The organism is Roseicella aerolata (assembly GCF_020523605.1).
Taxonomy (GTDB): Bacteria; Pseudomonadota; Alphaproteobacteria; order Acetobacterales; family Acetobacteraceae; genus Paracraurococcus; species Paracraurococcus aerolatus.
Genome location: NZ_JAJAQI010000042.1, coordinates 11,878 through 28,239, shown reverse-complemented (window position 1 = coordinate 28,239; position 16,362 = coordinate 11,878). Strand labels below are relative to the sequence as shown.

Sequence of the window (16,362 nt, the reverse complement as noted above, 5' to 3'; positions counted from 1 at the left end):
GACGGCAGATGGCGAACAGCCTGAACGGCAGGAAGGTCGCCGTGCTGGCGACCGATGGCGTGGAGCAGGTGGAGCTGACGGAGCCGGTGAAGGCGCTGCAGCAGGAAGGCGCCGAGGTCCATGTGGTCGCGCCGCAGGGCGGCACCATCCAGGGCTGGAACCACTTCGACAAGGCGGACAGCATCCCGGTGGACAAGGCGCTGGATGCGGCCGACCCGGGGTCCTACGCGGCCCTGGTGCTGCCGGGCGGCGTGATCAACCCGGACCAGCTCCGGCTGCAGCCGAAGGCCATCGCCTTCATCCGACATTTCGTGGAGCAGCGGAAGCCGATCGCGGCGATCTGTCACGGTCCCTGGACGCTGATCGATGCCGGCGGGGTCAAGGGCCGCAAGATGACGAGTTGGCCCTCCCTGCAGGCCGACCTGCGCAATGCCGGCGCGGACTGGGTGGACCAGGAGGTGGTGACGGACCAGGGCCTGGTCACCTCCCGCAAGCCGGACGACATCCCGGCCTTCTGCCGGAAGATGATCGAGGAGTTCCGCGAGGGCCGCCACGGCGGATGGCAGGCGGCCGAGTAGTCTTCCGCCGCCGCGCGCGGCGTGCTGGCATGGCGGGGTCCATTCAGGGAAACCGCCATGCCTCCGGCGCTGCGCAGCCACCGGCCGCTGATCATGGGGCGCCGCGGCGCGGTCGCCACCAACCACCCTGTCGCGACGCAGGCCGGGCTTGACGTCCTGCGGGCCGGCGGCACGGCGGTGGATGCGACCATCGCCATCTCGCTCGTGCTGGGCGTGGTCGAGCCGGCGATGTCCGGCCTTGGCGGCGATGGCTTCTTCAACATCCACCTCGCCGATGGGCAGGCCCTCTGCGTCAACGCGACCGGCGCGTCGCCCCTGGCGGCGACACCGGAGGCCTATGCGGCCGGCATCCCGGTGGCGGGGCCGCGCAGCGCCTCCACGCCCGGGCTGCTGGCCGGGCTGGCGCTGCTGCATGAGAGGCATGGCACCCTGCCCTGGGCGCGGCTGGTGGCGCCGGCGATCGAGGCGGCACGCGACGGCTTCGCCGTGACCCACCATTACCGCTTCTTCGCCGGCGAATGCCTGGCCAAGCTGCGGGCCAGCGCCGGCAGCGCGGCCCGCTTTCTCGTGGGCGGGGCGCCGCCGGCGGTGGGCGAACTGATCCTCCAGCCGGAGCTGGCCGAGACCCTGGCGGAGATCGCCGCCGAGGGCGCCGGCAGCTTCTACCGTGGCCGGCTCGCGGCGCGCCTGGTGGCGGGCATCGCCGCCGATGGCGGGATGGTGGCCGGGGCCGACCTGGCGGCCTGCACGGCCGAGGTCCAGCCCCCCATCACCGTGCCCTTCCGCGGCTTCGAGGTGCGGCAGACCCCGCCCAACTCCACCGGCTTCGCCTTCCTGCAGATGCTGCGCATCCTGGACCGCTTCGACCTGACGGCGCACGGCCAGGGCAGCGCGGGGCTGATCCACCTGATGGTGGAGGCGAAGAAGCGCGCCTTCCTGGACCGCGAGCGCTGGGGTGCCGATCCGCGCGGCCTGGATATTCCCCTGGAGCGGCTGCTCTCGGCCAGGCATGCTGCAGAGCAGGCGGCGCTGATCGACCCGGGGCGGGCCGCCGACCTGCCGGTGCGGCCGGAGCAGACCGGCGATACCACCTATTTCTGCGTGGTGGATGCGGCGGGGAATGCGGTCTCGGCCATCCAGTCCCTCAACTCCGCCTTCGGCAGCGGCGTGACGGCGGGCGACACCGGCGTCCTGATGAACAACCGCATGGCCTACTGGCATCTCGACCCCGGCCACCCGAACCGGCTGCGGCCCGGCATGCGGGTGCGGCACACCATGAACGCGCCGATGGTCTTCAAGGATGGCCGGCTCTGGGCGGTCTTCGGCACGCCGGGGGCGGACAACCAGGTGCAGGTCAACCTGCAGGTCATGCTGGCCATGGCGGTCTTCGGCCTGGACCCGCAGCAGGCGGTGGAGGCGCCGCGCTGGACCAGCAGCCAGCCCGGCCAGGCCGCCAATTACCCCCATGCCGGCGACGCGACCCTGACGCTGGAGGCGGGCCTGGCCGCCGCGGCGCCGGGGCTGGAGGCGCTGGGGCACAAGGTGGCGATCCTGCCCCCGCTGGCGGGGCCGTGCAGCGTGGAGGCGATCCGCGTGCGGGAGAACGGCGTGCGGATGGCCGGCAGCGATCCCCGGCGGGATGGCTGGGCGGGCGCCTACTGACGCGCCCCTCGAAGGCCGGCCCCCGCCCCTCCACCGGGCGCGATGTGCCCAGTGCCTCCTGGGATGGCCTTGGGGCGGGGGCAGCTTGCCGCGCCGCAGCATCGCCCCTAGGCTGTCGGTCCTATGCTCCGCTTCGCCCTCCGCCGGCTTATCGTCGCGCTGCTCGTCGCCCTGACGGTGATGGTGCTGAGCTTCATGCTCACCCGCCTGTCCGGCGACCTCGCCATCTCCATCGCCGGCGCCAGCGCGACCCAGGCGGATGTGGAGATCATCCGCCGCGCCTATGGCCTCGACCGGCCGCTGGTGGTCCAGTTCCTCGACTGGATCGGCCGCGCCGCCATGGGCGATTTCGGCGAGAGCTTCTTCTTCAAGGCACGCGTCGCCGACCTGATCGCGGAGCGCATGCCGATCACGCTGACGCTCGGGCTCACTGGCCTTGCCATTGCCCTCATCGTCTCCATCCCGCTCGGCATGCTGGCGGCGGTCCGGGAGAATACCTGGGTCGACCGGCTGGTGCAGGTGATCGCCATGTTCGGCCAGGCGATGCCGAGCTTCTGGCTGGGCCTGATCCTGATGATCACCCTCGGGCTGCAGCTCGGCTGGCTGCCTATTTCGGGCACCGGCTCCTGGCAACATTATGTCATGCCCGGCATCGTGCTGGCCTTCTCCGCCATCCCGGCCCTGACACGCCTGACGCGCAGCGGCATGATCCAGGCGCTGGGCTCGGACTACATCCGCACGGCGCGGGCCAAGGGGCTCTCGCGCCTCTCCATCCTCGGAAAGCATGCGCTGCGCAACGCCGCCATCCCGGTGGTCTCCATCGCGGCGGTGCAGCTCGGCTTCATGCTCGGCGGCTCGATCGTCATCGAGACGGTCTTTGCCCTGCACGGCGTCGGCTTCCTGGCCTGGGAGAGCATCAGCAAGAACGACTTCCCGGTGGTGCAGGCGGTGGTGCTGGTCCTCGCCCTGATCTACATCGCGCTCACCATGGCGGCCGATCTGCTGAACGCCCTCCTCGATCCCAGGCTGCGCAGCGCATGAGCGGCGCGGTCGTCATGCCGGCGCGTCGGCGCGTCGCCTGGGGCAAGCGGGCGGGACTGGTGATCGGCGGCGTCATCGTCGGCGCGGTGCTGCTGGTGGCGATCCTGGCGCCCTGGATCACGCCGCACGATCCCTTCGTGCAGAATCTCGACAACCGGCTCTCGGTGCCCTTCTGGATGGAAGGCGCCAAGCCCGGGCACCTGCTGGGCACGGACGGCCTCGGGCGGGACTACCTCTCGCGCCTGATCTATGGCGCGCGCATTTCCATGCTGATCGGCCTGCTGACGGTCGTGACCTCGGGCCTGATCGGCACCACGCTTGGCGTGCTGGGCGGCTTCTTCGGCGGCAAGGTGGACGATGCCGTGCTGTTCGCCATCACCTGCCGCCTGGCGATCCCGGTGGTGCTGGTGGCGCTGGCTGTGGTGGGGCTGCTGGGGTCCAGCCTGACGCTAGTGATCCTGGTGCTCGGCCTGCTGCTCTGGGACCGCTTCGCGGTGGTCGCCCGCTCCACCACCATGCAGGTCCGCAACCTCGACTACGTCTCCGCCGCCTGGGCCGCCGGCCTGTCCACGCCGGCCATCCTGTTGAAGGAGATCCTGCCCAACATCGCCAGCCACCTGGCGGTGGTGGCGACGCTGGAGATGGCACTGGCCATCCTGCTGGAGGCCGCCCTGTCCTTCCTCGGCCTCGGCGTGCCGCCGCCCCTGCCCTCCTGGGGCCTCATGATCGCGGAGGGCAAGGACTACATGTTCTTCTCCCCCTGGGTGATCTTCATCCCGGGCGTTGCGCTCTTCATCCTGGTCTTCGGCATCAACCTGCTGGGTGACGGGCTGCGGGACCTGCTCGGCGCGGGGGATACGCGGTGAGCGCGCCCCTTCTCGACATCCAGGGTCTGCGGGTCGAGTTCGGCGACACCGCCGCCGTCCGCGGGGCCTCCTTCACCGTGTCGCGCGGGGAGACGCATTGCGTCGTCGGCGAGAGCGGCTGCGGCAAGTCCGTCTCGGCGCTCGCCGTCATGAACCTGCTCGCCCGCGGCGCCCGCCGCAGCGCGGATCGCCTCGTCTTCGCCGGCCAGGACCTGCTCGCCTTGCCGGAGCGCCGCATGGCGGAACTGCGCGGCGACCGCATGGCGATGATCTTCCAGGAGCCGATGACCAGCCTGAACCCGGCCTATACGGTCGGCTCCCAGATGGCGGAGGTCTATACGCGCCATCGCGGCGGCAGCCGGCGCGCCGCGCTCGACCGCGCGGCGGGGCTGCTGGCCAAGGTGGGCATCACCGCGCCGGGCATGCGGCTCGGCCAGTTCCCGCACCAGCTCTCGGGCGGGCTGCGCCAGCGCGTCATGATCGCCATGGCGCTGATGTGCGACCCGGAGCTGCTGATCGCCGACGAGCCGACCACCGCGCTCGACGTCACGGTGCAGGCGCAGATCCTCAGGCTGCTGGCGGAGCTGCAGCGCGATCTCGGCCTCGCCATCCTGCTGATCACCCACGACCTCGGCATCGTCGCCCGCATCGCCCAGCGCGTCAGCGTCATGTATGCCGGGGAGGTGGTGGAGAGCGCGCCGACCGCCGCTCTCTTCGCCGACCCATCCCACCCCTATACCCGCGGCTTGCTGGCCTGCGTGCCGGTGCCGGGCAAGGTGAAGCGGGAGGAGGCGCTGGGCAGCATCCCCGGCGTGGTGCCGCGCATCCAGCCGGGCTTTGAGGGCTGCGCCTTCCGCGACCGCTGCGCCCATGCGGCGCCGGTCTGCGCCGGCCCCGTGCCGCGGCAGCGCGGCGAGGGCGCGCATGAATTCCTCTGCCGCCTGCCGCCGGGCTGGACGGCGACGGAGCGCGCGGCATGAGCACCGCCACCACCATGGTCCGGCCGCAGGAGACCGCCGCCACCCCGGCGATCGAGGTCCGCAACCTCCGCCGCACCTTCCGCATCAAGGGCGGGCTGCTGGGGAAGGACCGGGAGGTCGTCGCGGTGGACGACGTCTCCTTCAGCGTCCCGACCGGCGGCGTGCTCGGCGTGGTCGGCGAATCCGGCTGCGGCAAATCGACGCTCGCCCGCGTCATCCTCAACCTGCTGCCGCCGACCTCGGGCGAGGTGCTGGTGGAAGGCCGGCGCCTTTCGGCGCTCGATCGCCGGGCCCGGGCGCGGCTGATCCAGCCGATCTTCCAGGACCCCTTCTCCTCGCTCAACCCGCGCCGGCGCATTAAGGACATCGTGGCGATGCCCCTGGTGGCGCAGGGGAACATCCCGGCGCGCCAGGTCAATGACCGCGTGGCGGAGATGCTGACGCGCGTCGGCCTCTCGGCCGAGCAGGGGGAGCGCTTCCCGGCCCAACTCTCGGGTGGCCAGCGGCAGCGCGTGGCGATCGCCCGCGCGCTCGTACTGCGGCCGCGCATCGTCATCTGCGACGAGCCGACCTCGGCGCTCGACGTCTCGGTGCAGGCGCAGATCCTCAACCTGCTGGCGGAACTCCGGCGGGAGCTGAACCTCACCTACCTCTTCATCAGCCACAATCTCGCTGTGGTGGAGCATGTCGCGAGCGAGGTGGCCGTCATGTATCTCGGCCGCATCGTGGAGCGGGCCGAGGCGGATGCGCTGTTCCGCGCGCCGCGCCACCCCTATACCCGCGCGCTGCTGGCCAGCGTGCTGACGCCGGAGCCGGGTCTCGGCGTGCCGGATGTCGGCCTTGGGGACACCCTGCCGGATCCCGCGAACATCCCGCCCGGCTGCCGCTTCCACCCGCGTTGCCCGGTGGCGGAGCCGCGCTGCGCCGTGCAGGTGCCGCAGGCGGTCGCCACCACGGATGGGGCGGCGGAATGCCTGCTGCTGGAGGGCGCGGCGCAGCCCTAGCAGGCTACGGGAGGCCCGTAACGACCGGGCGCATAATTCCGATTTAAAAACAAGCACATCGGGCAAATCGCAGACACGAGTGACCGCTCGCGAGCGTAAATCTGCTCTGCACTCAATTCCCTACAGCAGGAAATCGGCCGCCGTCAGCCAATGGCGGCCGAGCAGTTCGATCTCGCCGGTCGGCGTGGTGGGGATGGTAGCCGCGTCGCCAGGCGGCACCCGGGGCGGCAGCAAAACGGCGAACTGCACGATGGTCCGATCGTCTTCGCGCACCTCGAAACGCACTTGCAGATCGAAGGTGGCGGTGAAACCGCCTGTGCCGAGAAAGACCGCGTCGGGAGTTCCACCCGGGAGAGGGATCGCAGACCCCTGCTCACGGTAGCCGCGAAGATCGAGGAGGTCCTCGCCCTGCCGGAAGTCCACAATGATGTCGCGCTCCCCCTCGCCCAGGCCGGTATCGGCCTGATCCCGGAAAACCGGGCCGGGCGGCGCGAAGCGGAAGAGGTCTCTGCCCGGGCCACCAACCAGGACATCGGCGCCGTAGCTGCCGTACAGCGCGTCCTCGCCCTCCTCACCCATGATCGTGTCGTCACCAGCGCCGCCGTCGAACCCGTCATTTCCGGGCCCGCCGAGCAGGACGTCGGCGGCATCGCTCTCCCGCAGGAACTGGTCTGCGAAGTTCCAGGGGATGTCGAAGAAGGGGCCGCGGCCAAGGATGTAGTCGTCCCCCGGGCCGCCAAGCACCGTGTCGGCCCCGAATCCGGCTTCGATGCGGTCATTGCCCTCCTCGCCGAGGATGACGTTGCCGGCGTCGAAGGCGCCCGAGCCGGAGCGCGCGGTGGAGCCGCCGACGAGATAATCGTTGCCTTCGCCCCCGAGGATCGTATCGACCTCGTCCAGCCCTTCCACCGTATCGGCACCAGCGAGGCCAAGAATGAGATCGGCGCCCGTCGTGCCAAGCAGTGTATCGGGACCGTCAGTGCCGCGAATCAAGGTCATGGCGGGCCTCACCCGTGATTCGATGCTGCAATAACCCTGCCGGCAGGATGCAACCTGGCGAGCCGATAGTCGAGAAGAGGCGGCGCCTGCGCTCGCTCCACGATCGCGCGACCGGAGCAATTGATCGGCAGCTTCGAATGGGATCGACGGCAGCACGCCGTGAACCCTCGGGCACCCGGCGCTTTCACGCCGGGCGAGAGGGGAAAAGGCCGATGTGGATCCTGCTTGTATTGCTGCTGGCGGTCGTGCTGCTGGTGGTGCTCGACCGGATGGAGTTCTTCAGCGTATTCCCGCAACGGCGGGCGACCATCGCCGCCCGCCGCCAGCGCGACCTCACGCCCCCCGAATGAAGGGGTTCCGCTGCCGCTCCTGCCCGAAGGTCGAACCCGGGCCGTGGCCGCAGAGGAAGGCGATGTCATCGCCCAGCGGCAGCAGCTTCTGGTGGATGGAGGCGATCAGCGCCTCGTGGTCGCCATAGGGGAAGTCGGTCCGCCCGACCGATCCCTGGAACAGCACATCGCCCACGATGGCGATGCGCAGCGCCGTGCTGACGAAGACCACATGCCCGGGCGTATGGCCGGGGCAGTGGAGCACCGCGAATTCCTCGCCGGCGATCGAGACCGCCTCACCCTCCGTCAGCCAGCGGTCGGGCGTGACGTTGCGGCATTCGAAGCCGTATTGCGCGCCCTGCGCCTCCAGCCCCTCCAGCAGGAAGCGGTCGCGCTCATCCGGCCCGATGATGGGCGGTCGGCCGGGCAGCGCCTCCTGCAGCGCCATGGCGGCGCCGGCATGGTCCAGATGGCCATGGGTCAACAGGATCGTGCCGATCGTCAGCTTCAGCTCGGCGATGGCGTGCAGGATCCGCTCCGGCTCGCCGCCCGGATCGATGACCACGCCCTCGCCCGTCCGCTCCTCCCACCAGAGCGAGCAATTCTGCTGGAAGGGCGTGACGGGGACGATCGCTGCCTTGAGGCCCATGGCCGCTACTTCCAGCTCGCCAGATAGAAGCGCGGCAGTTCGTCCGCATAGGGCTTGAAGTTGAGCTGGCGGGAGAAGCCGTAGGTCGTGACATAGGTGTGCAGCGGCAGCCAGAAGGCGTTCTCCGTCGCCCGCCTGATGGCCTTGCCGTAGGCTTCCTTGCGGGCCTCCGGATCCATGCTGCTGCCGCCCTCCAGCATGTATTTCTGCATCTCGGCGTCGCGGACATAGTCGTCATTCCCGCCGCCGAAGAAGACCGGCATGATGGCCGAGACGTCGTTGATCGAGTAGCTGCCCCAGCTGCCGAGGAAGAGCGGCGTCGTCCCCTGCCAGCTCCGCTGGATGGCCGCCGCGACCTGCATCTGGGTCAGCCTGGCGCGAATGCCGACCGCCTGCAGGTAGTTCTGCACCGCCGAGCCCCATTGCGGCAGCACATAGCTGACGATCTCGGTCTCGAAGCCGTTGGGGAAGCCGGCCTCGGTCAGCAAGGCACGGGCCTTGGCAGGGTCGTAGTCATAGGTCACGGCGGCGGAGGCATCACAGCCGAACTGGCTGGGGTAGCAGGGCGCCTGCGGCACGCGGGAGCCGCCGGTGACCAGCCGCTCCGCCATGGCCTTGCGGTCGATCGCATGCGAGATCGCCTGGCGCACCTTCACCTTGGTCAGCGGGTTGTCCGCACCGGTCCGCCCCGCCGCGTCGATCGACATGTAGCCGACGCGCATGGATTCCTGGCGGATGGCCTGCACGGTCGGCAGGCGGTTCACATTGTCGAACTGGTCGGGATTGATGTTCCAGATCCAGTCGGCGCGGCCGCTCAGCAGTTCCGTCATCTCGGTCGTCGCATCCGCCACGAAGCGGACCGAGAGCCTGCGGATCGCCGGGCGCCCCTTCGGGCTGCCCTGCCAGTAGCCGTCGAAGCGCTCGAACTCCACCGCCGCGCCCGGCTCGAACTTCGTGATGCGATAGGGGCCGGCGCCGACCGGCTGGCGGGTATAACCTTCTGGCCCCACGCGCTCGCGGTAGGCCTTCGGGTAGATCGGCGTGACGAGGGCGAGGTATTCCAGCGCCGCCGGCGTCGGCCGCTTCAGCGTGACGCGCACCGCAAAGGGCCCGGTCGCCTCCGCCTTCTCGATCCAGGCGTAGTTGCTGGGGGTGGAGACGCGCGCATCCGGGTTTGAGACGGTGTTGATGGTATAGACCACGTCCTCCGCGGTCAGGTCGCTGCCGTCGTGGAACTTCACCCCCTGGCGGATGTCGAGTTCCAGCACCGTCGGCTCGGGGAAGCGCCAGGCCGTGGCCAGCAGCGGCTTCAGCTCGAAGCTTTCGGGGTCGCGGTGCACCAGCGTGTCCCAGCCCTGATGCGCCATGACCAGGCCGGTGCGGAGGTTGTTGTAATAGGGGTCGATGTTCGGCAGCGCGTCGCGCATGACGATGCGCAGCGTATCCTGCGCCTTCTGCGCCATCGCCTGGCGCCCCAGGCCCAGATCCAGGCCGAGGCCGGCCACCGCACCCGCCCCGGCCAGCAGAACATCCCGTCGCTGCATCGTCCGACTCCCCGACTGATGGCGGGGACGGTAGGGGTGGCCGACCGGCGCGGCAAGCGGGCTGGACCACGGGCCGCGCTGGCCGCAGGCTGCGGCGATGCCCCCCTCCGGCCGTACCGATGCCGGCGCCCTGCCGCCAGCCGCCATTGCCCTCATGCTCCTGCTCAGCGCCGTCTGGGGCCTGAACATGGTGGCGGTGAAGGTGACCAGCGCGGGCATCCCGCCGGTGCTGCAGGCCGGGCTGCGCTCCACCCTGGCGGCGCTGATCGTGCCGCTGCTCTGCCGCCCCCTCGGCCTCCGGTTCGGGGACTGGCGGCGGGGCGGCACGCTCGCGGCAGGCGTCCTTGCCGGTGCGCTCTTCGCGGTCGAGTTCATCGCACTCTATATTGGCCTTAGCCTCACCACCGCCTCGCGGGCCGTCATCTTCCTCTATGGCGCGCCCTTCTGGGTGGCGCTCGGCACCCACTACCTGGTGCCGGGGGACCGGCTGACGCGCGCCAAGGCCATCGGCCTCTGCATCGCCTTCGGCGGTCTGGTGCTGGCCTTCGCCGATGGGCTGCGCGCGCCGGTCGGGCCGGATGCGCTGCTGGGCGACCTGCTCTGCCTGGTGGGCGGTGCGCTCTGGGCGGCGACGACGGTGCTGGTGAAGGCATCCTCCCTGCGCAGGGCGCCCGCGGCGCTGGTGCTGCAGTACCAGCTCATCGTCTCGGCGCCGCTGCTGCTGCTCGCCTCCCCGCTGCTGGGCGAGGCCTGGGTGATCGACCCGCAGCCCCTGGTGGTCGGCGCCTTCCTCTACCAGGCGGCCGGCATCGCGGGCGCGAGCTACCTCGCCTGGTTCTGGCTGGTCTCCCGCCATTCCGCCTCCCGCCTCGCCGCCTTCAGCGTGCTAACGCCGGTCTTCGGCGTGCTGGCGGGGGCGCTGCTGCTCGGGGAATCCCTCGGCGTCGGTTTCCTGCTCGCGGTTATGCTGGTGGCGCTCGGCCTCTGGCTGGTCAACCGGCCGGCAGGCTGAGGCGATCCGCCGAATACCCGGATATCCGACTCGGTTATTCCGGCTTTGCTCTCGTGAATTGCAGCGACCGGACCATTTCATGGCGCTTCTGCCCAGAAAACGGGCAGCCGCCGCCCCCGGGCTGCTGAGCCTCCGCCCATCCGGCTGGCACGCATCTCGCTACGTGGAACAGGCGCCCGCGCACCCAAGGGGGGTGGACCGGTGCGTGCCGCCAAGGCCTGATGAGGAACGACAGCCCGATGTCCACGACGTCCCTGACCTTCACGCGCCGCGCCGCTCTGGCCGGCCTCGGCGCCGCACTCGCCGCCCCGGCCATCCGCCCCGCCTTCGGCCAGGGCGCCCCGATCAAGGTCGGCGTGCTGCACTCCCTCTCCGGCACCATGGCGATCAGCGAGACCGCGCTGCGCGACACCGTGCTGATGATGGTCGAGTGGATCAACGGCCGCGGCGGCCTGCTGGGCCGCAAGGTCGAGGCGGTGGTGGTGGACCCGGCCTCCAACTGGCCGCTCTTTGCCGAAAAGGCGCGCGAACTGCTGCAGGTCCACAAGGTGGACGTGACCTTCGGCTGCTGGACCTCCGTCTCCCGCAAGTCCGTGCTCCCGGTCTTCGAGGAGCTGAACGGCATGCTCTTCTACCCGGTCCAGTATGAGGGCGAGGAGGAGAGCAGGAACATCTTCTACACCGGCGCCGCGCCCAACCAGCAGGCCATCCCGGCGGTCGAGTACCTGATGAGCGCGGATGGCGGCGATGCCAAGCGCATCGCCCTGCTCGGCACCGACTACGTCTACCCGCGCACCACCAACCGCATCCTGCGCGGCTTCCTGAATGCCAAGGGCATCGGCAATGCCGATATCATGGAGGAATACACCCCCTTCGGACATTCCGACTGGCAGGGCATCGTCGCCCGGGTGAAGCGCTTCGCGTCCGAGGGCAAGAAGACCGCGATCGTCTCCACCATCAACGGCGATGCCAACGTGCCCTTCTACCGCGAGCTGGGCAACCAGGGCATCAAGGCCGAGGACATCCCCTGCGTCGCCTTCTCGGTCGGCGAGGAGGAGCTGGCCGGCATCGATACCCGCCCACTGGTCGGCCACCTCGCCGCCTGGAACTACTTCATGTCCATCAAGGGTGCGCCGAACGAGGAACTCCTCAAGCTCTGGCAGGCCCACATCAAGAACCCGAAGCGCGTCACGAACGACCCGATGGAGGCCACCTACACGGGCTTCCGCATGTGGACGCAGGCGGTGCAGAAGGCCGGCACCACTGCCGTGGACGCCGTGCGCACGGCGATGATCGGCCAGAAGCTCATGGCCCCCTGTGGCTATGAGGAGGAGATGCTGGCGAACCACCACCTCTCGAAGCCGGTCTTCATCGGCGAGGTGCAAGCGGACGGCCAGTTCAACATCGTCTGGAAGACGCCGAATGCGGTGAAGGCGGAGAACTGGTCGCAATTCATCCCCGAGAACGCGAACCGCCGCCGCGGGTGATCGGCATGGCGCCGGGGCGACCCGGCGCCACTGCCCATCCAAAGAAAAAACACATGAAACGCCCCCTCCTCGGTCTGCTCCTCCTGCTGCTGCTGGCCCTGCCGGTGCGGGCGCAGGATGCCTTCACCGGCGCGCTGCCCGGCCTCGCCGGCGGCTTCGCCGATATCGCCACCGCCGTCGAGCGGCTCGGCGCTGCTGGCGACCCCCGCGCCCTGCCCGTTCTGCGCGCCCTGCAGGAGGGCAGGCTGCAGAAGGCCGGGGACGGCCGCATCCTGCTGCCCGAAGGCGCGGGTTTGGTCGATGCCGCCACCGGCCAGCCGGCCGAGGCCGCCGGCGCCGGCGCCGAGGCCGTGCGCCTGAACAACCGCGTCCGCCAGGCGCTGCGCGGCGCGCTGGGGCGGCTGCAGATCCTCTCGCCCGACCCCGCCGAGCGGCAGGCCGCCGCCGAGGCCGTCTTCCGCAGCCGCAGCGCCGAGAACGTCCCCGTGCTGCGCCAGGCGCTGGCGCGCGAGACGGTGCCACGCATCCGCACGCAGCTCGAGCTGGCGCTGGCCGCCTCGCAGCTCGTCGGCACCGACGAGGCCGGGAAGCGCGACGCCGTCGCCCGGCTCGGCTCGGCGGGCACGGTTGAGGCCCGCGCCCTGCTGCTGGAGGCGCGGGGCGGCAATCCGGACCTCGTCACCGCCATCGACGTCTCGATCGCCACCATCGAGCGCACGCTCTCCCTCCGCCGCGCGGCGGAGACGCTGTTCCAGGGCCTCTCGCTCGGCTCGGTCCTGCTGCTCGCGGCCCTCGGCCTCGCCATCACCTTCGGCGTCATGGGCGTGATCAACATGGCGCATGGCGAGTTCGTCATGCTCGGCGCCTATGCGACCTTCCTGGTGCAGGAGTTCTGCCGGGGCATCCCCTGGCTGGCGCCCTGGTCCCTCGCCCTTTCGGTCCCCGCCGCCTTCCTGGTGACGGCCGCCGCCGGCGCGCTGCTCGAGCGCGGGCTGATCCGCCATCTCTATGGCCGGCCGCTCGAGACGCTACTGATGACCTTCGGCGTCGGCATGATCCTGCAGCAGGCCGTCCGCCTCGCCTTCGGCGCACAGAACCGGGAGGTGCTGAGCCCCGCCTGGATGCAGGGCACGCTGCTGCTGCCGGGCGGCATCTCCGTCACGCAGAACCGGCTCTGGATCATCGTCTTCGGGCTGGCGGTGCTGCTGCTGGTCTTCGCCGCGATCCGGCTGACCCGCTTCGGCCTCGAGATGCGGGCGGTGGTGCAGAACCGGCGCATCGCCGCCACCATGGGCATCCGCACCGGCCGGGTGGACGCCATGACCTTCGCGTTCGGTTCGGGCCTCGCCGGCCTCGCGGGCGTCGCGCTGTCGCAGATCGACAATGTCTCGCCCAATCTCGGCACCGGCTACATCATCGACAGCTTCATGGTGGTGGTCTTCGGCGGCGTCGGCTCGCTGGCGGGCACGCTGGTCGGCGCCATGACGCTCGGCATCGTCAATAAGATGCTGGAGCCCTGGGCGGGCGCGGTCCTCGCCAAGGTCTTCGTCCTCATCGCCATCATGCTGTTCATCCAGCGCCGGCCGAAGGGCCTCTTCGCGCTCAAGGGAAGGGCCGCCGAGTCGTGAGCGCCACCATCGCCACCCCGGCGCCCGGCACCACCGGCCGCCTGACGATCCGCCTGGTGCTGATCGGCGCCATCCTGGTGCTGGCCGTGCTGCCGGTGCTGAACCAGCTGCCGGCCGAGAGCACGCTGCATGTCTCGGACTTCATCGTCAGCATCACCGGCAAATGGATCACCTATGCCGTCCTGGCGCTGGCCATCGATTTGGCCTGGGGCTATGCCGGCATCCTCTCGCTCGGCCACGGTGCCTTCTTCGCCCTCGGCGGCTATGCCATGGGCATGCATCTGATGCGGCTGATCGGGCCGCGCGGCGTCTATGGCCACCCCACCCTGCCGGACTTCATGGTCTTCCTCGGCTACCAGGAACTGCCCTGGTACTGGCTGGGCTTCGAGCATTTCCCCTACGCCGTCCTCATGGCCATGGCCGTGCCGGGCGTGCTGGCCGCCATCCTCGGCTTCCTCGCCTTCCGCAGCCGCATCACCGGCGTCTACCTCTCCATCATCACCCAGGCGATGACCTACGCCCTGATGCTGGCCTTCTTCCGCAACGACATGGGCTTCGGCGGCAACAACGGCTTCACCGATTTCAAGGAGCTGCTGGGCATGCCGCTCAATACGGACAATGCCCGTGCCGTGCTGTTCTATGCCTCCCTCGCCCTGCTGGTCGTCGCCTTCCTGGCCTGCACCCGCATCACGCAGTCGAAGCTCGGCCGGGTGCTGGTGGCCATCCGGGATGCCGAGAGCCGGGTGCGCTTCCTCGGCTACGACGTGACGCGGCACAAGCTCTTCGTCTTCGTGCTCTCGGCGGCGCTCGCGGGCCTCGCCGGCGCGCTCTATGTCCCGCAGGTCGGCATCATCAATCCCGGCGAGTTCAGCCCGGGCAACTCGATCGAGGCCGTGATCTGGGTGGCGGTCGGCGGGCGCGGCACGCTGGTCGGCGCGGTGCTCGGCGCCTTCTCGGTCAATGCGCTGAAGACCTGGCTGACGACGGTCGCGCCCGATCTCTGGCTCTTCGCCCTCGGCGGGCTCTTCGTCGCCGTCACCCTCTTCCTGCCCCGTGGCCTGATCGGCCTGTTCGCGAAGGCGCCGAAATGAGCGACGGTTACAGCCCGCCCCTGGGGCGCAGCAAGGACAGCAGCGCGCCGGTCCTCTACCTGGACGGCGTCTCGGTGGTCTTCGACGGCTTCCGGGCGCTGAACAACCTCTCGCTGGTGGTGGATGCGGGGGAGCTCCGCGCCATCATCGGCCCGAACGGTGCCGGCAAGACGACCATGATGGACGTCATCACCGGCAAGACGCGCCCGACCGCGGGCGTGGTCCGCTTCCGCGACCACGACCTGACCCGACTGGACGAGGCGACCATCGCCAATCTCGGCATCGGGCGGAAATTCCAGAAGCCGACGGTCTTCGACGCGCTGACGGTATTCGAGAACCTGGAGCTGGCGCTGAAGGCCCCGCGCGGTCCCTTCGCCTGCCTGGCCTGGCTGCTGAGCGGCGAGGCGCGCCGGCGGATCGAGGCGACGGTCGAGGAGATCGGCCTCACCGCCCGCATGCATGACCGCGCCGCCATCCTCTCCCACGGCCAGCGGCAATGGCTGGAGATCGGCATGCTGCTGATGCAGGACCCGGAGCTGCTGCTGGTCGATGAGCCGGTGGCCGGCATGACCGACCAGGAGACGGAGCACACCGCCGCCCTCCTGGTCCGCATCGCCGGGCAGCGCAGCGTCGTCGTGGTGGAGCACGACCTCGAATTCGTCCGCGCCCTCGGCAGCAAGGTCACCGTGCTCTGCGAGGGCTCGATGCTGTCGGAGGGCAGCATCGACCATGTGCAGAACGACCCGCGGGTCATCGAAGTCTATCTGGGGCGCTGAGCGATGCTGCGCGTCGAAGCCATCGACCTCTCCTACGGCGCCTCCCGCTGCCTGCGCGGCGTCTCGCTGCAGGCCGATCCCGGCCGGATCACCTGCGTGCTCGGGCGCAACGGCGTCGGCAAGTCCAGCCTGATGCGGGCGATCGTCGGCCTGGAGCGGATCCAGGGCGGCCGGATCCTGTGGGAGGGCAAGGATGTCGCCGCCATGGCGCCAGCCGATCGCGCCCGCGCCGGCATCGGCTATGTCCCGCAAGGCCGCGAGATCTTCCCCTTCCTGACGGTGCAGGAGAACCTGGAGACCGCGCTGGCCGCCGCCCCGCGCGGCTCCAAGGTGCCGGAGGAGGTCTTCGCCCTCTTCCCCATCCTGAAGCAGTTCCTGCGCCGGCGCGGCGGCGACCTCTCGGGCGGGCAGCAGCAGCAGCTCGCCATCGCGCGGGCGCTGACCGCGCGGCCGCGGCTGCTGATCCTGGATGAGCCGACCGAGGGCATCCAGCCCAGCGTCATCAAGGACATCGCCCGCGTCATCCGCCTGCTGGCGCGGGAGAAGAACTTCGCCGTGGTGCTGGTGGAGCAGTACTACGAATTCGCCCGGGATCTGGCCGACCGCATCGCCGTGATGGTGCGCGGCGAGGTGGCGCTCGGCGGCCCGGTCGAGGAGCTGGAGGATGAGGCGGTGCGGCGGCTGCTGACGGTCTGAGCGGGAGGCCCTTCCCGGTC

At 70.1% G+C, this 16,362-nt stretch carries 16 protein-coding genes; 13 read left to right on the top strand and 3 right to left on the bottom strand.

Annotation, left to right across the window (positions count from 1 at the left end):
• Positions 1-8: 8 nt before the first annotated feature.
• The 6 genes from LHA35_RS22010 to LHA35_RS21985 all read left to right on the top strand — a co-directional run bounded on the left by LHA35_RS22010 (position 9) and on the right by LHA35_RS21985 (position 6,131).
• Positions 9-578 carry a type 1 glutamine amidotransferase domain-containing protein gene (locus LHA35_RS22010; protein ID WP_226612074.1) on the top strand — a complete coding sequence of 190 codons (570 nt, stop codon included), beginning with the start codon at positions 9-11 and terminating at the stop codon, positions 576-578.
• A 57-nt stretch (positions 579-635) separates the two neighbouring features.
• Positions 636-2,240, top strand: coding sequence for a gamma-glutamyltransferase (ggt, locus tag LHA35_RS22005; RefSeq protein ID WP_226612073.1), 1,605 nt, complete (start codon positions 636-638; stop codon positions 2,238-2,240).
• Between the two features lie 123 nt (positions 2,241-2,363).
• Positions 2,364-3,281 (top strand): ABC transporter permease, encoded by a 918-nt coding sequence (locus tag LHA35_RS22000; RefSeq protein WP_226612071.1) that lies wholly within the window; start codon positions 2,364-2,366, stop codon positions 3,279-3,281.
• Entirely contained in the window at positions 3,278-4,147 is an 870-nt protein-coding gene (locus LHA35_RS21995; protein ID WP_226612070.1) for an ABC transporter permease, read from the top strand. Before LHA35_RS22000 ends, LHA35_RS21995 begins: the two co-directional genes overlap by 4 nt.
• Entirely contained in the window at positions 4,144-5,127 is a 984-nt protein-coding gene (locus tag LHA35_RS21990; protein ID WP_226612068.1) for an ABC transporter ATP-binding protein, read from the top strand. The genes LHA35_RS21995 and LHA35_RS21990 overlap by 4 nt, the downstream gene beginning before the upstream one ends.
• Positions 5,124-6,131, top strand: coding sequence for an ABC transporter ATP-binding protein (locus LHA35_RS21985; RefSeq protein WP_226612067.1), 1,008 nt, complete (start codon positions 5,124-5,126; stop codon positions 6,129-6,131). Before LHA35_RS21990 ends, LHA35_RS21985 begins: the two co-directional genes overlap by 4 nt.
• Positions 6,132-6,251: 120 nt before the next feature.
• Here LHA35_RS21985 and LHA35_RS21980 read toward each other — a convergent pair whose 3' ends face one another.
• Positions 6,252-7,130: a calcium-binding protein gene (locus LHA35_RS21980; protein ID WP_226612065.1), complete on the bottom strand. Its 879-nt coding sequence runs from the start codon at positions 7,128-7,130 to the stop codon at positions 6,252-6,254.
• Positions 7,131-7,342: 212 nt separating this feature from the next.
• Between LHA35_RS21980 and LHA35_RS21975 the strand changes: the two genes are divergently transcribed.
• Positions 7,343-7,480, top strand: a complete 138-nt coding sequence (locus LHA35_RS21975; protein ID WP_226612064.1) for a hypothetical protein — start codon at positions 7,343-7,345, stop codon at positions 7,478-7,480.
• Here the strand turns inward: LHA35_RS21975 and LHA35_RS21970 are convergent.
• A complete protein-coding gene (locus tag LHA35_RS21970; protein ID WP_226612062.1) occupies positions 7,464-8,108 on the bottom strand; it encodes an MBL fold metallo-hydrolase in 645 nt (214 codons plus the stop codon). The two genes, LHA35_RS21975 and LHA35_RS21970, sit on opposite strands and share 17 nt — an antisense overlap.
• Before the next feature lie 5 nt (positions 8,109-8,113).
• Complete coding sequence (locus LHA35_RS21965; protein ID WP_226612060.1) at positions 8,114-9,652, bottom strand: ABC transporter substrate-binding protein; 1,539 nt, start codon at positions 9,650-9,652, stop codon at positions 8,114-8,116.
• Positions 9,653-9,806: 154 nt separating this feature from the next.
• On the opposite strand from LHA35_RS21965, the gene LHA35_RS21960 reads away from it, so the two are divergent.
• From LHA35_RS21960 to urtE, 6 genes are all read left to right on the top strand, one after another.
• Positions 9,807-10,664, top strand: coding sequence for a DMT family transporter (locus LHA35_RS21960; protein WP_264185712.1), 858 nt, complete (start codon positions 9,807-9,809; stop codon positions 10,662-10,664).
• Between the two features lie 239 nt (positions 10,665-10,903).
• On the top strand, positions 10,904-12,151 hold the full coding sequence (gene urtA, locus LHA35_RS21955) for an urea ABC transporter substrate-binding protein (RefSeq protein WP_226612053.1): 1,248 nt from the start codon (positions 10,904-10,906) through the stop codon (positions 12,149-12,151).
• A gap of 53 nt (positions 12,152-12,204) precedes the next feature.
• Positions 12,205-13,779: an urea ABC transporter permease subunit UrtB gene (gene urtB, locus LHA35_RS21950; protein ID WP_226612051.1), complete on the top strand. Its 1,575-nt coding sequence runs from the start codon at positions 12,205-12,207 to the stop codon at positions 13,777-13,779.
• Complete coding sequence (urtC, locus tag LHA35_RS21945; protein ID WP_226612049.1) at positions 13,776-14,870, top strand: urea ABC transporter permease subunit UrtC; 1,095 nt, start codon at positions 13,776-13,778, stop codon at positions 14,868-14,870. The genes urtB and urtC overlap by 4 nt, the downstream gene beginning before the upstream one ends.
• On the top strand, positions 14,867-15,646 hold the full coding sequence (gene urtD / locus LHA35_RS21940) for an urea ABC transporter ATP-binding protein UrtD (RefSeq protein WP_226612044.1): 780 nt from the start codon (positions 14,867-14,869) through the stop codon (positions 15,644-15,646). Before urtC ends, urtD begins: the two co-directional genes overlap by 4 nt.
• A gap of 3 nt (positions 15,647-15,649) precedes the next feature.
• Positions 15,650-16,342 carry an urea ABC transporter ATP-binding subunit UrtE gene (urtE, locus tag LHA35_RS21935; RefSeq protein ID WP_226612043.1) on the top strand — a complete coding sequence of 231 codons (693 nt, stop codon included), beginning with the start codon at positions 15,650-15,652 and terminating at the stop codon, positions 16,340-16,342.
• Positions 16,343-16,362: the final 20 nt, after the last annotated feature.